Raw genomic sequence first — 18,958 nt, 5'->3', positions numbered from 1 at the left:
GTACTTAGCTGTTTTTTCGTTTTTGCACTTGTATACTAAACTCCTTTTCATACTTCTTACCATTTATATAGAAATCCCCCCATATTTTATATGTTCCTTCTTCTGGAAATGTAATACGATATTGTAATTGTTCATCCGTATCAACAGGAATGGCATATAAAAAATGTTTCCTCGTTTCATCAACGATATATAGAGTGTTGACTTCACCTCTCCCTGAATTTAATTTCAGCTTTTCTCCCTTTTTCGCTTGAAACTGAAATGTTAATGTCGTTGCCTCATTCGGATGTAATGCACCAAATAAAAGAGACACTTGATGCTCCCCTATATTTTTTGTAAGTACAGTATCGACAGGTAGTTTCTTTTTATTCTTGTCCTTGTTTTTCTCCTTTTTTTCTTCACCAAAATCTTTCTTAGAAAATGATTCCACGGACTTGTTTTCATCTTCATACAAAAATATCGTGTACTCTTCACCTTTTGCTACATCTGAAGATAGCTTATACGATCCATTTCCAGCAAATATAGGCTTCGTTTGTTGTATGTTTTTCAAATTCCCATCCACTATCACTGCTCGAATTTGATCGTTCACACCACGAACTTCATTATTCATTTTATTTAGCAATTGAAACGAAATATCGACTTTTTCATTTCCCTTTTTATTCTTCACATCCCATTTCACTTCTTGAACATCTCCGGTCGTTTCTACAGTTTCTTGATATTTTTTTATGTAAAATCCTCCTGCCACAATAAGTACTAGTGCAATAAGCCCAATGACAAGATTTTTCAAAATATCACCTACCATTTTTATTGTCTTTATCCATGCAAAACCTCTTAAATATATATTCTAGATTATGATTTATGAAATCCTCCTCTTTTGCACATATTACAAATAAAAAAGATTTTAATTGAAAGGAGTCGTAGTGTATAATGCAAATGATATTGATTTCTATCAATACATTATAAGGAGGATTTTTCATGAGTGTACATATTGAAGCAAAACAAGGCGAAATTGCTGAATCTATTCTATTACCTGGTGATCCATTACGTGCAAAATATATTGCTGAAACATTTTTAGAGGATGTTACTTGTTATAACAACGTGCGTGGCATGTTAGGTTTCACTGGAACTTATAAAGGAAAGCGTGTATCTGTTCAAGGTACAGGTATGGGTGTTCCTTCTATTTCTATTTATGTAAACGAATTAATTCAAAGCTACGGAGTGAAAAATTTAATTCGTGTTGGGACATGTGGTGCAATTCAAAAAGATGTTAAGGTACGTGACATTATTATTGCGATGACGGCTTGTACAGATTCTAATATGAATCGCTTAACATTCCCAGGTTTTGATTTTGCTCCTGCTGCAAACTTTGATCTTTTAAAGAAAGCTTACGATGCTGGAACAGAAAAAGGATTACACGTTCGTGTTGGTAACGTATTAACAGCAGATGTATTTTATCGTGAGAGCATGGACATGGTTAAAAAACTTGGAGATTACGGTGTATTAGCAGTAGAGATGGAAACGACTGCTCTTTACACATTAGCAGCTAAATATGGTGTAAATGCATTATCTGTATTAACAGTAAGCGACCATATCTTCACTGGTGAAGAAACAACATCTGAAGAGCGTCAAACTACATTTAACGAAATGATTGAAATCGCTTTAGATGCAGCAATTCAGCAATAGCACACTAAAGAACTTGTCATACGTCTGGCGAGTTCTTTTTTATGCTACAATACTTCGACAGTCACTGCACCTTCTCTTTATGTGACTTTCTATAAAAAACTACTTTAGAGAGAGACAGATTTATCCCCTCTACTTTTTTGTAACCTTTGTTATAATTAAGAAATCATTTATATTACAGTATTTTTCATACGAGGTGAAACAGTGAAGAACAGAAGCATCGTCTTTAAACTATTTTTATTAACATCAACTTTATTTACAATCATATTTCTCCTTTTTTTCCTTGGACAATCTCTATTTTTAGAGAAGTTCTACATTAATAAGAAAGTAAAAACCGTTCAAACGGCTTTTGAAAAATTCGTAGATAATTACGAAAAAAGTGACCAAGGATTTGAGGAAACTAGAAAATTAAAACAAGAATTTCATGATAAAACAAATGCCGAAATCCAATTTTTAGATTCTAACGGAATTATTAAAAGTGAAAACAGTTTTTACATTGATGTGATTAACCCTAACAATAATAAAACCTATTCCATCCCCCTTAACAATCTTTTAACACCAGAAGAATATAATAAATTCGCAAACTTAGGATTAAAAAAAGATGGAATAATTTATGTAGACGGACTACTCCAACCGAATAATATAATAACACCTCAAGAATTAATAACTAATAATACTAGATGGGAAAATGAACAATTCAATTCAGATTTTCAATCCATTAGTGGTAATCCATCTAAAAATAAACTTAAAAATCGATATGATAATACTGGTTCTCCAATCCATTTTACTGGGGTAATATCTAAATTACAGCTTCCTTCCAAGACTGAGGTTCGTCTTGCAAAGGATTTTGAAACATTACAAGCTGTTCAATATTTTGCAAGAACTATTAGACAAGGTACTTCTAATTCAAATCAATTAAACACGTATATTTTAGATAGTGGGGAAAATATAAAAAACAGTGTCTTTGTAAAGCCTATTATGGAAAACGGAGAAATTAAGGAGTACGCTTTTGCGATAGCATCTTTACAACCTGTTAATGAAGCGATGCTCGTTTTAAAAGATTATTATGTCTATGCCTTAATTATCGTGTTTCTCGTTATTATTTTGTTATCCTTCTACTACTCAAAAATCATTGTTAAACCATTAATTAAGATAAATCGCGTTACAAAAAAAATGGCCAACTTTGATTTTAGCGAGAAGTTACCTGTTACAGCAGACGATGAAATTGGCGGGTTATCAAGTAGTATTAATACACTCTCTGTAAATTTAAAAGATCGCATCGACCGATTAAATGTTGCCAATACAAAATTACAACAAGATATTGAACGCGAACGTCAATTAGAAAAAACGAGAAAAGAATTCATTTCTGGTGTATCTCATGAATTAAAAACACCACTTAGTGTTATTCGTAGCTTCGCTGAAGGTATTCAAGATGGCGTAAGTAAAGATACGACATATTATACAAATGTTATTTTGGAAGAGACAGATAATATGAACAGGCTCATTGTTGAAATGTTAGAATTAGCAAAACTAGAATCTGGTACGTACAAACTAGAAATGTCGACATTCTCAATCGGTGAATTAATTCAACAAATCTATACAAAATTATTATTTAGTATGGAGGAAAAACATTTACAAGTGGACATCCATGCTGACTCTTCTCTATTTGTTAAAGCAAATCGTAGCCGTATTGAGCAAGTAGTTGTGAACTTGCTTAGCAATGCAATTCGATATACTCCAGATGGTGAAAAAATACACGTCTCTGTTGTAGAAACGGAAGATACAGTGAAAATCGAAATTGAAAACACAGGCAATCCTATTCCAGAGGAAAGCCTTGAAAAAATTTGGGATCGCTTCTACCGTTTAGACGCTTCTCGTAGCCGTCATACTGGAGGTACTGGCCTTGGGTTATCCATTGTAAAAAACATTTTAGATCTCCATCACGCCGAGTACGGTGTGTATAATACCACTAATAGCGTTGTATTTTATTTTAATTTACAAAAAGTGAAAGAAGTCAAATAATTTGTCTTAATTTCACTAGGAGTTCACATGAAATTCACACTCTCCCTTTATAGTAAGAAACAAGTTAATCCTTTCCTTTACACATATAAAAGAGGAGAGTGCGTGAAATGAAACAAGCAGGACAACCTATTCAAAACGAAAAACAATTAGAAACTATCAAAAATATACTTTTACAATCTTCGAAACGTGATGGCTTATTATTCGTATTAGCTGTAAATTCTGGCTTAAAAGTAAGTGAAATCTTACAATTAAAAGTTAGTGATGTAATCGATGAAGACGAAAATGTTCGCCATTCCATTTTATTTTACAATGAAAAAGTAAAGAAACATAAATGGTTTGCTGTAAATGAAGACTTACAGCACGCAATCGAAGACTACATGAAAGAACGTAAAACTTGGAAACGTAATGAACCATTATTAAAGTCTCAAAAAGGAACAAAGTCTATTACGAGACAACATGCATGGTACATTTTAAACAAAGCTGCAAAAGAAGTTGGATTAGAAGGGATTAGCTCACATACACTTCGAAAAACTTGGGGCTATTGTGCATACAAATCAGGTGTTGATATTGCATTTTTACAACACTTCTTTGATCACAGTACTCCATCAAAAACATTAAAGTATATCGGTATTGCTTAATAACTCTTATACATAAAAAAGGTTACCATTTGTAAATTTGGTAACCTTTTTTATGTTTCATATTCTCTTTTCTTGTCTCTCCTATACTGTAGTGGTAATCTAATAGTAAGGGGGAGAAATTATGAACACATTAACAATTGAATTACCGAAAGAAACGGCTGAAAAACTTGATTTATTAAAGAAATCTTATGAAAAGAAAACAGGTGCTACAATTTCTGAAAGCACTCTTGTTCAAACACTTATCTCAAAGGAATTTATCCAAGCGATAACTCCTTTTGATTTACAACAATTCGTCAATGGAAAAGAACAGCAGTAATCGCTGTTCTTTTTTTATTTATTTTCAAAATATCAAAAGTTTTTTATTTATTTTCCGAAAAACTATTGACTATGATAATGATAACCATTATCATTTATTATGAAGCCAACAATTGATGAATCAACCAAACGCTCAGTAACATTGTTACCCCTCTTTTTCATATAGAAAAGCATTGTACATTCCCCCTGTTTGTACAGTGCTTTTCTTGTTTGTATTTATTCAAATAAATTTAATTGCTCTGGTTTCGGCTCGCCATATGTACTATTCGCCATTTCCATCAACTGTTTCGCATTGTCCGCCGCATCCCCACCCGAATTATTGTTAAACAAAACGTATATGTCCTTAGTCTTTTTTTTCAATTGCTCTAATCGGTTTACCCATTCTTTCAACTCATTATTATTGTAGCGATATAAACAACGAACCGCTCTCCAATTTTCTCCTTTGTCAAGCCATCCATGAACATTCCGGCCATGAAAACGTATTAACGCCATGTCTGAATTTGTTGCCTCTAATACAAGCGGTACTGATCCTATTCCTGCCTGAGGCTCATCGCAAATTGTATGAATCCATTTTTCTTGTTCTAAAAATTGTAACGTCTTATCTCTCATCTCTGGATAAAACCATGTTTGATTTCGAAATTCTATTGCACATGGGAAATCTTCCATTTTTTCTTTCGTGTACCGAAGTAAATCTACATTTTTCACTTTACAATCGAACCATGGTGGATATTGAAATAAAATCATTTTTAATTTATTCGCTTCTATTAAAGGAAGAATTGATTGTTTATACACATCAAACATCTCATCGAACGTAGAAAAAGGGATTTCCCCTTTCATATGTCCTGTCATTCCTTGATAAGCTTTTACTATAAAAGAAAAATCTTTCGGCGTTTCCATCGCCCATTTTGTATAATTCCGCGCAGGTTGTATCGCATAAAATGAACTATCTACTTCCACAATGGGAAAATGTTCACTATAAGTTCGCAATTTATTTCTATTTTCATAGGGATTACTATATAAAGAATCATGATCTCCCCATCCCGTCACTCCAATAAAAAACAAACGTATTCCTCCCTTCCCAACTTCAGCTTACACTCATTCTATATTACTTCACAAAAATACCATCCGATCACTTTCATAAAGTCGCTCTTTCTTTAAGAGTATCCGTATAAAAATATGATATACTAGATGGAAGAATTTTTAAATTGAGGAGTTATTTATTTATGCTTCAAGACGATATTATTTTATCTCATGAAAATCAAATAAAAGAATTGGAAAATAAAGTACGGTTATATGAAGAACTTGTAAATCAATTACCACATCATTTCACATATAAAAATCCACATATTGGTTTGCAAATAAAAAAAACGAGAACATCTCATTCTATTCAACACATACAACAAAAAGATAAAGAGCCTACCTTTCAGCTTACTTGCGATTCACTATTTTTATTTGAACAACTAGAAAAACATTTTGTTCATATTTTCGATGCATTCTCGCATCACGTCACTTTTATTGATAATAAAGGTAACATTACATTATGTAATCAAGCTGCAGCAGATGATTTTGGTGTAATACGAAATTCTATAATTGGAAAACCAATTCAACAATTACTAAACTTACCTGAAGAACAAATTAAAGCTATTGAAACGTTAAAAACGGGAACCGAAATATATAATGAGGAAGTGTTAGACAAAAACTATGGCATCGTAAATAACCGTATTATTCGTGATTATAATGGGGAGATTTTTCGAGTTATTAGTGTATTTCATTATTTAAATACAGAACGTGATGCCGAAAAGTTTTCCCTAGCTGGGCGAATTGCAGCTGGGATTGCACATGAAGTACGAAATCCCCTTACAACGGTACGTGGGTACTTGCAATTTCTACAAGATAGCGTTTCTCCATCCAATAAAGAATTGTTTAAAAGTCTACTCATCCCTGAATTAGATCGTGCCAATAGTATTATTACAAAATTTTTAGCTATTTCAAAAACGCGTGAATTTACTAGAGAACATTTTCCAATCAATACGTTTTTACGCGAGTATATTCAACAACTACTTGCTAGTGAAGTTTTTTTGCACAACATTTCTATTGACTATGATTTTTCTACCGAATTAGATGGTGTACTCGTCAATATTGATCGCCATGAACTCGTGCAAGTTTTTTTAAATTTATTTCAAAATGCTGTCGACGCTCAAGGTGAAGAACCTCTTTCTATTCAAATTACTAGTTATCGCTTAGATAATTTTGTTCGTATTACTTTCAAAGATAATGGAACCGGCATTCCTCCAGCTATTCAAGAATATATATTTGATCCGTTTTTCTCTACAAAAGACTCAGGAACGGGACTGGGATTATCAGTAACGAAGAAAATTATTCAAAATCATAATGGCACATTAAAAGTTACTAGTAATCAAAATGGTACAACTTTCACTATTTCTATCCCAATTTTGCCTAAAACAAACCATGAAAGAATTAATCATTAACAATGTTGGACTGTTCCACGAACTGCACGCCAATTGTTAGATATAACCTAACAATTGGCGTGCAGTTTTTTTATTACAGCCTATTCTTTTTTTACTTATATAAATCTTTCTCTACCTCTTAATTTTTCTTTGTTTTCGCAAGATGGGTAAACTTCTTATTTTTTTGAAATAGTAGTTTGTCCATCACGAATTCAGTTTAATTTTCATTTTATTATATAGTAAAGGCTATTTATTCTATAAAAGAAAGGAATGAACAAATGTCCAACAAGAATAAAGGGAAAGTATTCTATGGTAATGATTGTTGCGAAGTAAGAGCTTGCAGTTATATTAATATCTCTAAGTCCGAACTTAAAGAGTATGTTAGACTTCTTCAAGCTCTTGGTCAAAATATTCAAGCTGTATTTCAAAACCCTTCTCAAGATAATATTGATAAACTAATTGATATCCTAAATAATCTTCAAAAATTCCTCAATTGCTTAGATTTATCACCTGCACAAGAACAAGTCGGAAACTCTATTATTGCTAACTTATTAACTATCCTAAAGACATCACCTTTCTCATGCGGAGCATTATACGTTGAACTACAAAGTCTGCTTAATTATTTATTGTATATTGCTAAGTTATTCAAAATCGATTGCTGTACTATCGATAAACTCGTTAAGCTCATTACAGAAATTCAAGCTATTCTAGTGCAATATGGATCAGGTTGCCTTGGCGGAGGAACAATAGGTCCTACGGGAGCTACTGGACCGTCGGGCACACCACTCCCTGTAACTATAGCAGCAATAGGAAATTCTAATCCACAAACTATATCGCCTGGAACAAATATCCAATTTAATCAAGTTTTCGAACTAAATAATCTCTCTTTTAATGACACTTCAGATACTTTAACTATTTTAGAAACAGGAGTATACGATATTAGTTTCTCAGCATCTACAACCTTCCCGGGTTCTTCACCGTTTGGATTCGGTATTTCATTCAACGGTCAACCACCTACTCGTAATTTTTCAACTAACGTTATCGGTAGTGCGGTTTCTTTCTCCACAATTATTACTTTAACAGCTGGTACAACAATCTCTGTACAACCTACAGTAAATACTATTTCCATCCCTAACACTGGTGACACAACAGCTACACTATCAGTCTTCCGAATTTACTAACTTTTAGTTTTTATCTTATTTTTGAAAGACAAAGAATGTTTAATTTATAGTAATTTGTATTATTTTGATTGCATGTTAAATCTCTCTTTTAATAAAAAGGAGCACTTATTTTGGAGGATAAGTGCTCCTTCTTTACGTTTCTTTACTTCAAATTTACTCTAGCTTAATCCTCTTTTTGTATGATAAATAGTGAAGACAAAGACATGAAAGAGGGATGATAATGAGAATTATATCACTGACACGTTTTTGGTTTGTTCTTATGGTTTGCATAATTTTATGTATAGGGTTTCTTTTAACTCTAAAATATTCAAATGTTTCAAAAGCAGAAAGAAAAACAATTCCATACGAACTTCTGTATACAAAACAAAACAACATCCCGTATTCCTCTTCCACACAAAATGAAAAAAAAGTTATAAAAGGAATGCTTATTACAGAAGCTTCTAGTTATGAAAACCTACTTCAAATCGCTGAAACGATTAAAGATCAATATAAAAATAAAGACGTTGATGAAATAACACTCTCTATCCATAATGAAAATACTGGAAGTTTCGAAGAGGAATTACCATATGAACCTATTAGTAAAGGAATAATAACCGTCACGTTTGATTCTCAATCCTTCGGCAGGACCAATGTTACGCTAAATAAATAAACTGAAGCTTTAATCAGTGGAGCTTTTCCCATCCCCACTTATTATTAAGTTAAACCAATCAAATTTTTATAGGCAGCTCGATTCTCACCTAACTTCTTTTCTGTTGCCACATTTTGAATCGAGATAAAATCACTCATTTCTCATAAAAAAGAGGCGAACTCGTTATTCGCCTCTTTTTTTACCAAAATGGAATCCACTCTTTTACTTTATCTATCCATTCATTTTGCTGTTCTTTTCTTTGTTCTTCCTCTTCTTTTCGTTTTTTCTCTTCTTCTTTCCTTCGTTTTTCTTCCTCAATCGTTTTTAATTGTTTTGTATAATCCGCCTCAGGTATTAGTGATAACTGAAATGCCTTTTGAGTTGGATTTCCATTCGCTTTCTTCATAATGTCCCGGAACATTGTCGTTGTAATTTGGCTGCCTCCTGGCACATAATGCTCACTATCCGTTTTATCATACCCTACCCAAATCGCACCTACTAAATCCGGTGTGTATCCAACAAACCACGAATCCTTCGCACCAGTGCTTGGTCCATTTACAAGCTGGGTAGTCCCTGTCTTGCCTGCGGTATCGATATTATTAACTTTCGCTTTTTCACCTGTTCCCCTTTCAATAACACCTTTTAATAAGTATGTCATCTTTTGGGCAACTTTCTCATTCGTCACACGAGTTTCTTTCTTATACCATTTTCCAATTGTTTCCCCTTCAGCATTTTGGATTTCTCTAATGGCATGAGCTTCTACTTGGACACCATCATTTGCAATTGCGCTATACGCTTGAGCCATTACAAATGGTGAAGTCCCTACATGCATACCCCCTAAAGCAATCGGATACGTACGGTCTTCAGGATCTAATGGAATACCAAACCGCTCTAAAGATTTCAATCCTTTATCTAATCCAATTTGCTCTAATAGCCAAACTGCTGAAACATTATATGACTTTGCCACTGCTTCATACATCGTTACATTACCATGGAACGTATGATCACTATTTTGTGGTGCATATTCTTTAATATTAAACGGTTCATCTTTTAAGACATCGTATACTTCATATCCTTGCTCTAACGCTGGTACATACACTGCAAGAGGCTTTAACGTTGAACCTGGCTGTCTTTTTAATTGTGTTGCATGATTAAACTGTAAAAATTGATAAGGACCTCTACCTCCAACTAAAGCCGGAACACCGCCAGTTTTTGGATTCATAAGGACCACTCCAGTTTGCATAAGCTGATCTGAACCACTATCTTTAAAATAACTATCATTATTCACAACATCTTCAACCGCTTGTTGTTTTTTCGGGTCAAGTTCCGTATAAATACGATAACCACCTGCTAAAATTTCATTTTGTGTTAATTCATACTTGTCCATCGCTTCTCTAACAATATAATCTACGTATTGAGAATATTTCCCCTTATATTTATCGTCAACACCACGTCGTAATACAAGACCTGATTCTTTCTCCTGACTATATTGTTCTTCAGAAATATACCCTTGCTCCTTCATTAAACCTAATACGACATTACGTCTTTCAATTGATTTATTAAAGTTTTTATACGGCGAATACGCAGATGGCGCTTTAATTAATCCTGCAATCGTTGCAGCTTCTGAAATTGTTAAGTCTTTTACCTCTTTATCAAAATACGATTTAGCTGCTCTTTTTATCCCCCAAGCACCTTCACCAAAATAAATTTGATTCATATACATTTCTATAATTTCATCTTTTGAATAAGTACGCTCTATTTTTTTTGTTAAAAAGTATTCCTTTATTTTACGTGAGTATGTGCGATCTTGTGTCAAAAATACATTTTTTGCAAGTTGTTGTGTAATTGTACTACCACCTGCCACAACTTCACCAGCTGTAATGTTCTTAAATACAGCACTTATGATTCCACTATAGTAAATACCATGATGACTAAAAAATTCCTTATCTTCTACTGCAACAATTGCTTGAACCATAATATCAGGAATATCTTTCCTTTTAACTCCTTCTGTTTTAGAAGAAGCTAATTTAGTCGCAACTTCATTATTTGCATCATAAATTAAAGTTGGTTGTGGAACAGCTTGTTTTAATTCAGATATATCTTGAATGGAAATTATTATATTTACAACAATAAATAGAGTAGCAAGTAAACTTCCCAATACAATTAATGAATTGCGTAGTTTCTTCCTCTTATTGAACCACTCAAGCATTTTTTTAAAGTGAGTGTTCTTCAATTTCATTCGTTCACTTCCTTCATTTGTTTACATTCTTTTTTTAAAAAGGAAGAATATACCTCCTTTTAAATTTATTATAATAACGTAGTCATTCCTATAGTGTAAAGCTTTTCTTTCACATTCATACTTTTCACAAGAAAAGGACATTCTACAAGTAAGATATTCACTATTCAGTATTAATATTATTAATACAACAATGTGAGTTATGTTAAGTTTTTGTAAACTTTTCGATAAAATGTTTTAAAAAACGACAGTTTTTTGTTAGAATTGATTAGCCAATATATTTTACATATATTACTTTTGTGGGGGTAACAATAATGGTCTTTAAATCAAAGAAAGATAAATTTTCTGAAATGCTAATGAATGTTTCCGAAAATTTAAAAGAAGGCGCGCAGTTTTTCGTGGAGTATAAAATTAAAAATGCTAGCGATTTAAAAGAGTTTTCTATGCGCATGAAAGAGTATGAGTCAAAAGGTGACTCATTCATTCACGAAATCATTATGGAGCTAAACAAAGCGTTTATTACTCCTATTGAACGTGAAGACATCCTACAGCTTGCAATGAGTATGGATGATGTATTAGACGGATTAGATCACAGTGCTGGTCTATTCGAAATGTATTCTATTACAGAAGCTGATGAATACATGATTAAATTCGTTGAAGCAATTAATCAATGTGCAATTGAGATTGCAAATTCTGTTGAACTACTGTCTAAAAAGAAATTAGTCGATATTCGTACAAATGCGATTAAGATTAAGGATTACGAGTCACAATGTGATGATATTCGCCGTCATGCGATTAAGCATCTATTCTCTCGTGAGAAAGATCCGATTAAGATTATTCAATTTAAAGAGATTTACGAAGAGCTTGAAGAAGTAGCTGATAGCTGTCAAAGCGTTGCAAACGTATTAGAAACAATCATTATGAAGAACGCGTAAGGAGTTTGATCATGGATACACTCTTGATACTGACCGTTTTAGTAGTCATTTGCGCTTTAGCTTTTGACTTTATCAATGGATTTCACGATACAGCAAACGCTATTGCAACGGCTGTTTCAACGAAAGCTCTAAAGCCTAGACATGCAATTGTTATGGCAGCTATTATGAATTTTTTAGGTGCGATGACATTTACAGGTGTAGCAAAAACTATTACAAAAGATATCGTTGACCCGTTTGCCTTGCCAAATGGCTCTCTTGTAATTTTAGCTGCTTTGCTTGCGGCAATAGTCTGGAATTTGCTCACTTGGTACTATGGCATTCCAAGTAGTTCTTCGCATGCAATCATTGGCGCAATCGCTGGTGCAGCAATTGCTGCTGCTGGTATTAGCTCATTAAACTATAAAGGGTTTATAAAAATTCTTGAAGCTTTAATCATTTCACCGATTATCGCTTTTGTTATTGGTTACATCGTATATAGTATTTTTAAAGTGGTCTTTAAAAACTTTAACTTAACGAAAACGAACAAGAACTTCCGTATATTCCAGATCTTCACTGCAGCATTACAAGCTTACACACATGGTACGAATGATGCACAAAAAGCAATGGGAATCATTACGATGGCTCTTATGGCCAATAACTATCATACTTCTGACGACATCCCGTTCTGGGTACAATTATGTTGTGCAATCGCAATGGGTCTTGGTACTTCTGTCGGTGGATGGAAAATTATTAAAACTGTCGGTGGACAAATTATGAAAATTCGTCCTGTAAATGGTGTAGCTGCCGATTTATCATCATCACTTGTTATTTTCGGTGCAACATTCATTCACTTACCGGTTAGTACAACGCACGTTATCTCTTCTTCTATTTTAGGGGTTGGTGCTTCACATCGTGTGAAAGGTGTAAAATGGGGAACTGCAAAACGCATGTTAATTACATGGGTTATTACACTTCCTATTTCAGCTTCTTTAGCTGCATTATTTTACTACTTATTACACTTAATCTTTTAATCAAAAGTCGTCTTCCTTATTTTTCTAGGAAGACGACTTTTTTGTGAACAAGCCTATTTCTTATTAAAAAGCGTGTATAATGATTGATGGATAAGTTATATAGAGGAGTTGGCAATTTTGGAATACATCATGTTACTTTTCATCGGATTAATCGCCGGGACAGTCGGGAGCCTAGTCGGACTTGGAGGCGGAATTATTATCGTTCCGTTATTAATTGGATTACACAGTTTATCACCACAACTCGCAGTAGGAACTTCTATGGTAACCGTCGTTTTTACGGGGCTGTCTTCTACCCTTACTTATATGAAACATAAACGGGTAGATTATAAAAGTGGACTTATTTTATTTATCGGGAGTGGCCCTGGTGGTATTATCGGATCATGGGCAAACAAATTTTTAAACCAAGATACATTTTCTTTATACTTTGGGATTTTTCTTATATTCGTCTCCATTCTTCTTATACTACGAGACAAATTGAAACCTCTTTCCCTATCAAATATGACTGTAATTAAGCGATCTTTTACAGATAACGAAGGAAATACTGTAGACTATCAATTCCCACCATTTCTCGCTATCTTTATTGCCTTTATAGTTGGATTTATATCCGGATTATTCGGAATCGGTGGTGGCGCCTTACTTGTGCCAGCGATGATGCTTCTTTTTGCGTTCCCAGCACACATTGCTGTAGCAACTTCAATGTTTATCGTATTTCTCTCAGCAATTGTAAGTTCTTTAACTCACATCTCTCTAGGAAATGTCAGCTGGGCTTATGCATTAATTCTTATTCCTGGTGCATGGATTGGCGGAAAAATCGGGGCTTATATTAACACAAAATTAAGTGGTAATGCAGTAATTAATTTATTACGTATCACATTAATTATTCTTGGAACTAGATTAATCATTACTTCATTTTTATAACGCGTTCTTTCTAGAATGCGTTTTTTCTTATACACATGAATATAAAAAGGCTCCTAGGAGAACAAATAAAACTAAACAAACACTTAATAGCATAAAATTTGAAATATGTACTTTCTTCAAGTTGATCACTCCTATAGCTATGACTGTTATCTTTATGATAGCGAAAAAACAGTTATCTTACAGTTACAAAGTGCTAACAATGCAAAATCATTTATTACAAATTTTATCCTTATATTTCATTTCTTTGTATAATCTATCGATTCAATAAAAAAAGATGTCATATTGACATCTTTTTAGTGAAGAAGTGACCATCCCATAAAGTCTTCATGTACTTGGCACGCCCTCTTATCGTTTCGATCATATAATTCAGCATAACTATCTGTTTCTTCATCATAAGCCATCGTATAAATAATTTGGCCGTCTATTTCAACGGATAAAACGACTCCACCTTTCATCTCTTCTACATGAATGATAGCATTCGCCGGAATTCTCATATCCGTCATCTTCATCGCATCTAACAATATACTAAACCCCCTACAGCGTATTCATTGCTAGTACTATTACACACTAAATAGTATACTACTGTAATAGCATACATTTCGTCAATGAAATTACTGTTTAAAAAGCATATTATCTTTATACATATACGCTAAAATATAAGAAATAGAAATATTTTAATGGGGGGCTAACATTGATTCTACATAAGGGAGATATATTATTCCGTCAAGGTGAGGACGGTCCTTTATACTTTATAAAAACAGGTTTATTAAAAGTTATTCGATTAGAAGAAAACGGAACACCATTTTTATTTAATATTATCGTTCCTGGTGAAACGATACCTCACCATTCTTTAATTTCACCGAAGGAATATCATGGTACAGCTATCGCTTTAATGAAAACAGAAGTTGAGCCTATAATTAGTAATGAATGGTACGATCAACTTCAGGCAAATCCTGCATCATATGCAAATATCGCTATGCAATTACAATCGAAGTTACGAATGATGCAACAGCGTATCGATCAATTGACAACGGTCTCTCCTAAAGAGCGCCTTCATCGTTTACAAGAATGGTTCACCGTATATTTAGGTGACATCCCTATTTATGAAATATTAACACAAACTGAAATTGGTCAGCTCATAGGTGTACGCCGTGAAACAGTAAATCGATTATTAAGAGAACAAGCGAAAAACGAGGTAAAATAATACCTCGTTTTTCGCTTGTTCAAATTTAATCTATTGTAAGCTTGCTGCTGGACCGAAAAATTCATAATGAATGTTCTCTTGTTTAACACCCAAATCAATTAATGCAGCATTTATATGTTTCATAAATGGTACTGGACCGCAGAAATAAAATTCTGCTTCAGTCGTTGGAATAATAGTTTGTAACCATTCACGTTCAATGAATCCTTCTTTATCAAAATTCTTCATTTCCACATCTTGCTCTGTCGGTGAAGAATAGCAAGTATATGCTTTAACTTGTTCATACTCTTTTTCTACTGTCTCAACATGCTCTTTCATCGCATGTGTATTACTATTTATCGCCGCATGAACAAAGCATACATTACGCTTTGATTCTTGTTCAATTAACGTATTTAACATACTCATCATCGGTGTAATACCTACTCCACCACTAATTAGTACAACAGGTAATGTTGACTCCATATTTAATACGAAATCTCCCGCTGGTGCACTTACTGGTAAGACATCTCCTTCCCCTACATGATCATGTAAGTAATTAGATACTTTACCATCTGGTGTATCTACACCTTTTTCTTTCTTTACACTAATACGATAATATTCTTTTCCAGGAGCATCAGATAAGCTATATTGACGATTATGCGTATATGTTTCACCTTCAATATTTATTTGAATCGTTACATATTGTCCTGGGATGAATGAAGAAACTTTCCCGCCATCTTCAGGTTTTAAATAAAATGATGTAATAACGTCGCTTTCCTTCACTTTTTTAACAATCACAAAGTTGCGGAAATCTTTCCATCCACCTTCTTTATGTGCAGCTTCTTCATACATATCCGCTTCAATGCTAATGAATGCATCAGCAATGACGCCATACGCTTCTCCCCATGCATTTAAAACTTCATCAGGTGCGCCTGCGACCTCTTTAATCGCTCGTAGCAAGCATGTACCTACTATTGGATAATGCTCTGCTTTAATACCTAAACTTCTATGCTTATGACCGATTTGTTTTACAACTGGAATAATAGCTTCTAAATTATCAATGTACGTTGCAGCTGCATAAACAGCATTTGCTAACGCTTGTTGTTGTCTTCCCTTTTTCTGATTCGTATGGTTAAAAATATTCAATAACTCCGGATGTTCCGAAAATAAAATTTGATAAAATCTCGTTGTAATTTCAACGCCTTTTTCTTGTAATAACGGTACTGTTGACTTTACGATTTCAATTGTTTTTGCACTTAACATTGTATCCCACTCCTCTATTTCCTTAACTGTTTTTAGTTTAACTGAATTGTATAATACATATTGTGATTTTAATCACTATTAACATGGTGTTTTTGTGAAAAATATATGAACAATTCACATATTAAATAAATTTTAACTAGTGGCGTGCTACCATCCGCCACTAATTATTAGCCCACATTAATTGTGCTCAAAAAAAAGCTAACTAGAATTCTAGCTAGCCTACTACTTTGTTTGTATTGCTTGTTCAATCCTTTTTATATTCTGCCCATCTCCAAACTCTGTATACCCCCATACATTCATTTCACCTTTATATTTATTCACAAGTATATCCAAGTCATGATATACGCGATGAGCATAGACTACATACTCAATATTCTGAAGCTCCACACCTTTCTTTACAATTTCATAACTTCTATTCACATCGCGTTTTATTTTTTCATTTTTTATTTCTTTATGTATATTTTTTAAAGAGGCTTCTTGCTCTTGAAACCATTGTTTAAAATGTTTCCAGTCCCCATCTGTATATTTCTCTGCCTTACCATAATTCAAGAAATTATTATAACTTTCATGTGTTGTACGAACAAAATCGAGTGTCTTCTTCTTCTCTTGTACCTCTTCTATTTGTGCTACTGTATTTACTCCAGCAGACTTATTCGCATAATATAATAGTACTTTCATAAGACTATAGCTCGCTATTGCCATCACAGTAATAGTTACCAATACACTTAACAATCTCTTCATATACAGAACCCCTTTTCTACTATGAATATTACAATGTACTGTTACACTTGTAACATTCTCTCGTAGAAATGTAATTCCTGTTTAAATCCTTCTTGTCATTTCGACACTATTTTCCTACAAACTTCTCCTTGGTAAATGCTCTTGTAAAACAACATAACCTTCATAAGCTGTATAACCGAGTATAGCCATTAATCCGATATAACAAGCAAATACTGTCCATTTCGTTTTCGTATCGACTTTATAATAATTTTCTTGTTGTTCTTTTTCTGTTTCCCATTCATTTAATTTTCTTTCTGACATTTCAAATGCTTCTCTTATATGAATTGTATGCATTTCTTTTTCATCTTCATATGGGACATAATCAAGCGGCTCAAACTTTGGTAAAAGGTACTCTAGCACTTCAAACTTTTGAAGTTCTCCTGTTTTTAATTCTTTTTCACGTTCTCTTTGTCTTAATACATTCATCTCATGGTGAATCATATAAATCGTTCGATGCACCGCACCAGTTTCTTTTAATTCCTCTTCAAGCCTAGCAACATATGCTTTCATTCCATCGATTCTATATCCTAATTCCTTAATCGGCTCATCTCTCTTTATTACTCTATATAGTTCCATGCAGCCGATAATAACAATAAATCCTCCCAAAATACTCTTATAGTAAATAGAATAGCCGAGTAGTAAAACTAGCCCTGCTCCCCAAATTTTCGTACTTACAACTGAAATTATTCGTCCACCATCTAACGGAGAAACTGGAATTAAGTTAAAGAAATTAATCATACTGCCAAGTAAAATAATAAGCGCCCAAAACGGCTCTTTCGTTACCAGATAAAGTGGAATCGCGGGTAAAAATGAAAACAATCCGAAAAGAGGTCCCATATAGGCAATGTATGCTTCATCTTTTGCATTTTTCGGCATCTCTTTCATCCCAATAAGAGCCCCCATAAAAGGTATGAAGATTGCTGGCGATGTTGGTATACCTTTCTTTCGCGCTGCCCATAAATGCCCCATCTCATGTACAAACAACAAATAAACGAGTGCTACCCCAAACTTCCAACCATATATGACTGCGTATGCACCAAGCGATAAAAACATACTAAATACAGTTGAAAATTTTGCTAACTTAAAAATGGCAAATACCCATTTTAACTTAGACAGTAAAAATAACCCTATTGCAACGATAACTCCCCATAATCCTTTTTTATTTTTTTTCATATTCCTCTCCTTTATCTCGCTTTACTGAGCCATATACACTCATCAAAACTTATTCTTTTTCTCTATTATGACATATTTTTTTCTATTGTTAGAAATAATGTTTATTTCATCCATTTTTAGCCAAAAATAAAAATAAAAGGAGGTAAATACAAATGAAATTACAATCTCTTATGATAGGCGCGCTATCGTTTTTAGCTTCAACTCTTATTTTTTATACCGTCAGTTACGTATTATTATTAGATTGGTTGCCAAATCACTTATTTATAGCCCTTATTATTCTTTCTGCTCTTATGATTTCTTTTCTAATTACACGAAAATCAATGAATGAGCCATCTGCAAAAGCAAAATAATAGAGGGGATCTTTCCCCTCTATTATCATTTCCTAGGAAAGGCCATATAGACTTTATGATTCTTACTGTCCGCTATTTGCGGGCAGTAAGACTCCCACCTCAAAATTCGGCTGGAGCAAAGAAGTTAGGTGGGAGTCGTGCTAATAATCAGCGGGGGATGCCCCCCACTGATTAAAGTTTCACT

The 18,958-nt window shown here is 33.6% G+C and carries 19 protein-coding genes; 12 read left to right on the top strand and 7 right to left on the bottom strand.

Annotated elements, in window-relative coordinates; all coding sequences use genetic code 11:
* Nucleotides 1–4 precede the first annotated feature (4 nt).
* Nucleotides 5–799: a hypothetical protein gene (locus MHI07_RS07205; RefSeq protein WP_016100369.1), complete on the bottom strand. Its 795-nt coding sequence runs from the start codon at nucleotides 797–799 to the stop codon at nucleotides 5–7.
* A gap of 173 nt (nucleotides 800–972) precedes the next feature.
* On the opposite strand from MHI07_RS07205, the gene deoD reads away from it, so the two are divergent.
* From deoD to MHI07_RS07185, 4 genes are all read left to right on the top strand, one after another.
* Nucleotides 973–1,680, top strand: coding sequence for a purine-nucleoside phosphorylase (gene deoD / locus MHI07_RS07200; protein ID WP_002158622.1), 708 nt, complete (start codon nucleotides 973–975; stop codon nucleotides 1,678–1,680).
* Between the two features lie 201 nt (nucleotides 1,681–1,881).
* Complete coding sequence (locus MHI07_RS07195) at nucleotides 1,882–3,699, top strand: sensor histidine kinase (RefSeq protein ID WP_002201166.1); 1,818 nt, start codon at nucleotides 1,882–1,884, stop codon at nucleotides 3,697–3,699.
* A 107-nt stretch (nucleotides 3,700–3,806) separates the two neighbouring features.
* On the top strand, nucleotides 3,807–4,337 hold the full coding sequence (locus tag MHI07_RS07190) for a tyrosine-type recombinase/integrase (protein ID WP_000806230.1): 531 nt from the start codon (nucleotides 3,807–3,809) through the stop codon (nucleotides 4,335–4,337).
* Between the two features lie 121 nt (nucleotides 4,338–4,458).
* Nucleotides 4,459–4,653: a DUF3924 family protein gene (locus MHI07_RS07185; protein ID WP_002149425.1), complete on the top strand. Its 195-nt coding sequence runs from the start codon at nucleotides 4,459–4,461 to the stop codon at nucleotides 4,651–4,653.
* Nucleotides 4,654–4,868: 215 nt separating this feature from the next.
* Here MHI07_RS07185 and MHI07_RS07180 read toward each other — a convergent pair whose 3' ends face one another.
* Nucleotides 4,869–5,714, bottom strand: a complete 846-nt coding sequence (locus MHI07_RS07180) for a DUF72 domain-containing protein (RefSeq protein WP_340822791.1) — start codon at nucleotides 5,712–5,714, stop codon at nucleotides 4,869–4,871.
* A 161-nt stretch (nucleotides 5,715–5,875) separates the two neighbouring features.
* On the opposite strand from MHI07_RS07180, the gene MHI07_RS07175 reads away from it, so the two are divergent.
* The 3 genes from MHI07_RS07175 to MHI07_RS07165 all read left to right on the top strand — a co-directional run bounded on the left by MHI07_RS07175 (nucleotide 5,876) and on the right by MHI07_RS07165 (nucleotide 8,950).
* Nucleotides 5,876–7,141 (top strand): ATP-binding protein, encoded by a 1,266-nt coding sequence (locus tag MHI07_RS07175; RefSeq protein WP_340822790.1) that lies wholly within the window; start codon nucleotides 5,876–5,878, stop codon nucleotides 7,139–7,141.
* A 257-nt stretch (nucleotides 7,142–7,398) separates the two neighbouring features.
* A complete protein-coding gene (locus MHI07_RS07170; RefSeq protein ID WP_340822787.1) occupies nucleotides 7,399–8,301 on the top strand; it encodes a Gly-Xaa-Xaa repeat protein in 903 nt (300 codons plus the stop codon).
* Between the two features lie 220 nt (nucleotides 8,302–8,521).
* A complete protein-coding gene (locus MHI07_RS07165; RefSeq protein WP_002158629.1) occupies nucleotides 8,522–8,950 on the top strand; it encodes a hypothetical protein in 429 nt (142 codons plus the stop codon).
* Nucleotides 8,951–9,128: 178 nt separating this feature from the next.
* Here MHI07_RS07165 and MHI07_RS07160 read toward each other — a convergent pair whose 3' ends face one another.
* Nucleotides 9,129–11,168, bottom strand: coding sequence for a transglycosylase domain-containing protein (locus tag MHI07_RS07160; protein WP_078179596.1), 2,040 nt, complete (start codon nucleotides 11,166–11,168; stop codon nucleotides 9,129–9,131).
* 311 nt (nucleotides 11,169–11,479) lie between these two features.
* On the opposite strand from MHI07_RS07160, the gene MHI07_RS07155 reads away from it, so the two are divergent.
* The 3 genes from MHI07_RS07155 (at nucleotide 11,480) to MHI07_RS07145 (ending at nucleotide 14,028) form a co-directional block, all read left to right on the top strand.
* Nucleotides 11,480–12,100, top strand: coding sequence for a DUF47 domain-containing protein (locus MHI07_RS07155; protein ID WP_000231445.1), 621 nt, complete (start codon nucleotides 11,480–11,482; stop codon nucleotides 12,098–12,100).
* Between the two features lie 11 nt (nucleotides 12,101–12,111).
* The gene (locus MHI07_RS07150) at nucleotides 12,112–13,110 is read left to right on the top strand and encodes an inorganic phosphate transporter (RefSeq protein WP_002149443.1); all 999 of its coding nucleotides are present in this window, start codon (nucleotides 12,112–12,114) and stop codon (nucleotides 13,108–13,110) included.
* A gap of 117 nt (nucleotides 13,111–13,227) precedes the next feature.
* On the top strand, nucleotides 13,228–14,028 hold the full coding sequence (locus MHI07_RS07145) for a sulfite exporter TauE/SafE family protein (RefSeq protein ID WP_002158631.1): 801 nt from the start codon (nucleotides 13,228–13,230) through the stop codon (nucleotides 14,026–14,028).
* 293 nt (nucleotides 14,029–14,321) lie between these two features.
* Here MHI07_RS07145 and MHI07_RS07140 read toward each other — a convergent pair whose 3' ends face one another.
* Nucleotides 14,322–14,549 (bottom strand): hypothetical protein, encoded by a 228-nt coding sequence (locus MHI07_RS07140; RefSeq protein ID WP_000883004.1) that lies wholly within the window; start codon nucleotides 14,547–14,549, stop codon nucleotides 14,322–14,324.
* Between the two features lie 170 nt (nucleotides 14,550–14,719).
* Between MHI07_RS07140 and MHI07_RS07135 the strand changes: the two genes are divergently transcribed.
* Nucleotides 14,720–15,232, top strand: a complete 513-nt coding sequence (locus MHI07_RS07135) for a Crp/Fnr family transcriptional regulator (protein ID WP_088078155.1) — start codon at nucleotides 14,720–14,722, stop codon at nucleotides 15,230–15,232.
* Nucleotides 15,233–15,262: 30 nt separating this feature from the next.
* On the opposite strand, the gene hmpA is transcribed toward MHI07_RS07135, so the two are convergent.
* From hmpA to MHI07_RS07120, 3 genes are all read right to left on the bottom strand, one after another.
* Nucleotides 15,263–16,471 carry an NO-inducible flavohemoprotein gene (gene hmpA, locus MHI07_RS07130; protein WP_078179593.1) on the bottom strand — a complete coding sequence of 403 codons (1,209 nt, stop codon included), beginning with the start codon at nucleotides 16,469–16,471 and terminating at the stop codon, nucleotides 15,263–15,265.
* A 222-nt stretch (nucleotides 16,472–16,693) separates the two neighbouring features.
* Nucleotides 16,694–17,212 carry a hypothetical protein gene (locus MHI07_RS07125; protein ID WP_340822783.1) on the bottom strand — a complete coding sequence of 173 codons (519 nt, stop codon included), beginning with the start codon at nucleotides 17,210–17,212 and terminating at the stop codon, nucleotides 16,694–16,696.
* A gap of 114 nt (nucleotides 17,213–17,326) precedes the next feature.
* Nucleotides 17,327–18,424 (bottom strand): site-2 protease family protein, encoded by a 1,098-nt coding sequence (locus MHI07_RS07120; protein WP_340822781.1) that lies wholly within the window; start codon nucleotides 18,422–18,424, stop codon nucleotides 17,327–17,329.
* 152 nt (nucleotides 18,425–18,576) lie between these two features.
* Here MHI07_RS07120 and MHI07_RS07115 point away from each other — a divergent pair, with 152 nt between their 5' ends.
* Nucleotides 18,577–18,774, top strand: coding sequence for a hypothetical protein (locus MHI07_RS07115; protein ID WP_000776287.1), 198 nt, complete (start codon nucleotides 18,577–18,579; stop codon nucleotides 18,772–18,774).
* Nucleotides 18,775–18,958: the final 184 nt, after the last annotated feature.

It is taken from the genome of Bacillus sp. FSL H8-0545 (assembly GCF_038006105.1).
GTDB classification, from domain to species: domain Bacteria; phylum Bacillota; class Bacilli; order Bacillales; family Bacillaceae_G; genus Bacillus_A; species Bacillus_A cereus_U.
This window is presented reverse-complemented; position numbering and strand designations above follow the sequence as displayed.

Bases quoted from the DNA above. Each gene is read 5' to 3' on its own strand.
- MHI07_RS07190 (WP_000806230.1), top strand. From the start codon at position 3,807: ATGAAACAAGCAGGACAACCTATTCAAAACGAAAAACAATTAGAAACT.
- MHI07_RS07120 (WP_340822781.1), bottom strand. From the start codon at position 18,424: ATGAAAAAAAATAAAAAAGGATTATGGGGAGTTATCGTTGCAATAGGG.
- MHI07_RS07150 (WP_002149443.1), top strand. From the start codon at position 12,112: ATGGATACACTCTTGATACTGACCGTTTTAGTAGTCATTTGCGCTTTA.
- MHI07_RS07175 (WP_340822790.1), top strand. From the start codon at position 5,876: ATGCTTCAAGACGATATTATTTTATCTCATGAAAATCAAATAAAAGAA.
- MHI07_RS07160 (WP_078179596.1), bottom strand. From the start codon at position 11,168: ATGAAATTGAAGAACACTCACTTTAAAAAAATGCTTGAGTGGTTCAAT.
- hmpA (WP_078179593.1), bottom strand. From the start codon at position 16,471: ATGTTAAGTGCAAAAACAATTGAAATCGTAAAGTCAACAGTACCGTTA.
- MHI07_RS07205 (WP_016100369.1), bottom strand. From the start codon at position 799: ATGGTAGGTGATATTTTGAAAAATCTTGTCATTGGGCTTATTGCACTA.
- MHI07_RS07115 (WP_000776287.1), top strand. From the start codon at position 18,577: ATGAAATTACAATCTCTTATGATAGGCGCGCTATCGTTTTTAGCTTCA.
- MHI07_RS07170 (WP_340822787.1), top strand. From the start codon at position 7,399: ATGTCCAACAAGAATAAAGGGAAAGTATTCTATGGTAATGATTGTTGC.
- MHI07_RS07125 (WP_340822783.1), bottom strand. From the start codon at position 17,212: ATGAAGAGATTGTTAAGTGTATTGGTAACTATTACTGTGATGGCAATA.
- MHI07_RS07155 (WP_000231445.1), top strand. From the start codon at position 11,480: ATGGTCTTTAAATCAAAGAAAGATAAATTTTCTGAAATGCTAATGAAT.
- MHI07_RS07185 (WP_002149425.1), top strand. From the start codon at position 4,459: ATGAACACATTAACAATTGAATTACCGAAAGAAACGGCTGAAAAACTT.
- MHI07_RS07165 (WP_002158629.1), top strand. From the start codon at position 8,522: ATGAGAATTATATCACTGACACGTTTTTGGTTTGTTCTTATGGTTTGC.
- deoD (WP_002158622.1), top strand. From the start codon at position 973: ATGAGTGTACATATTGAAGCAAAACAAGGCGAAATTGCTGAATCTATT.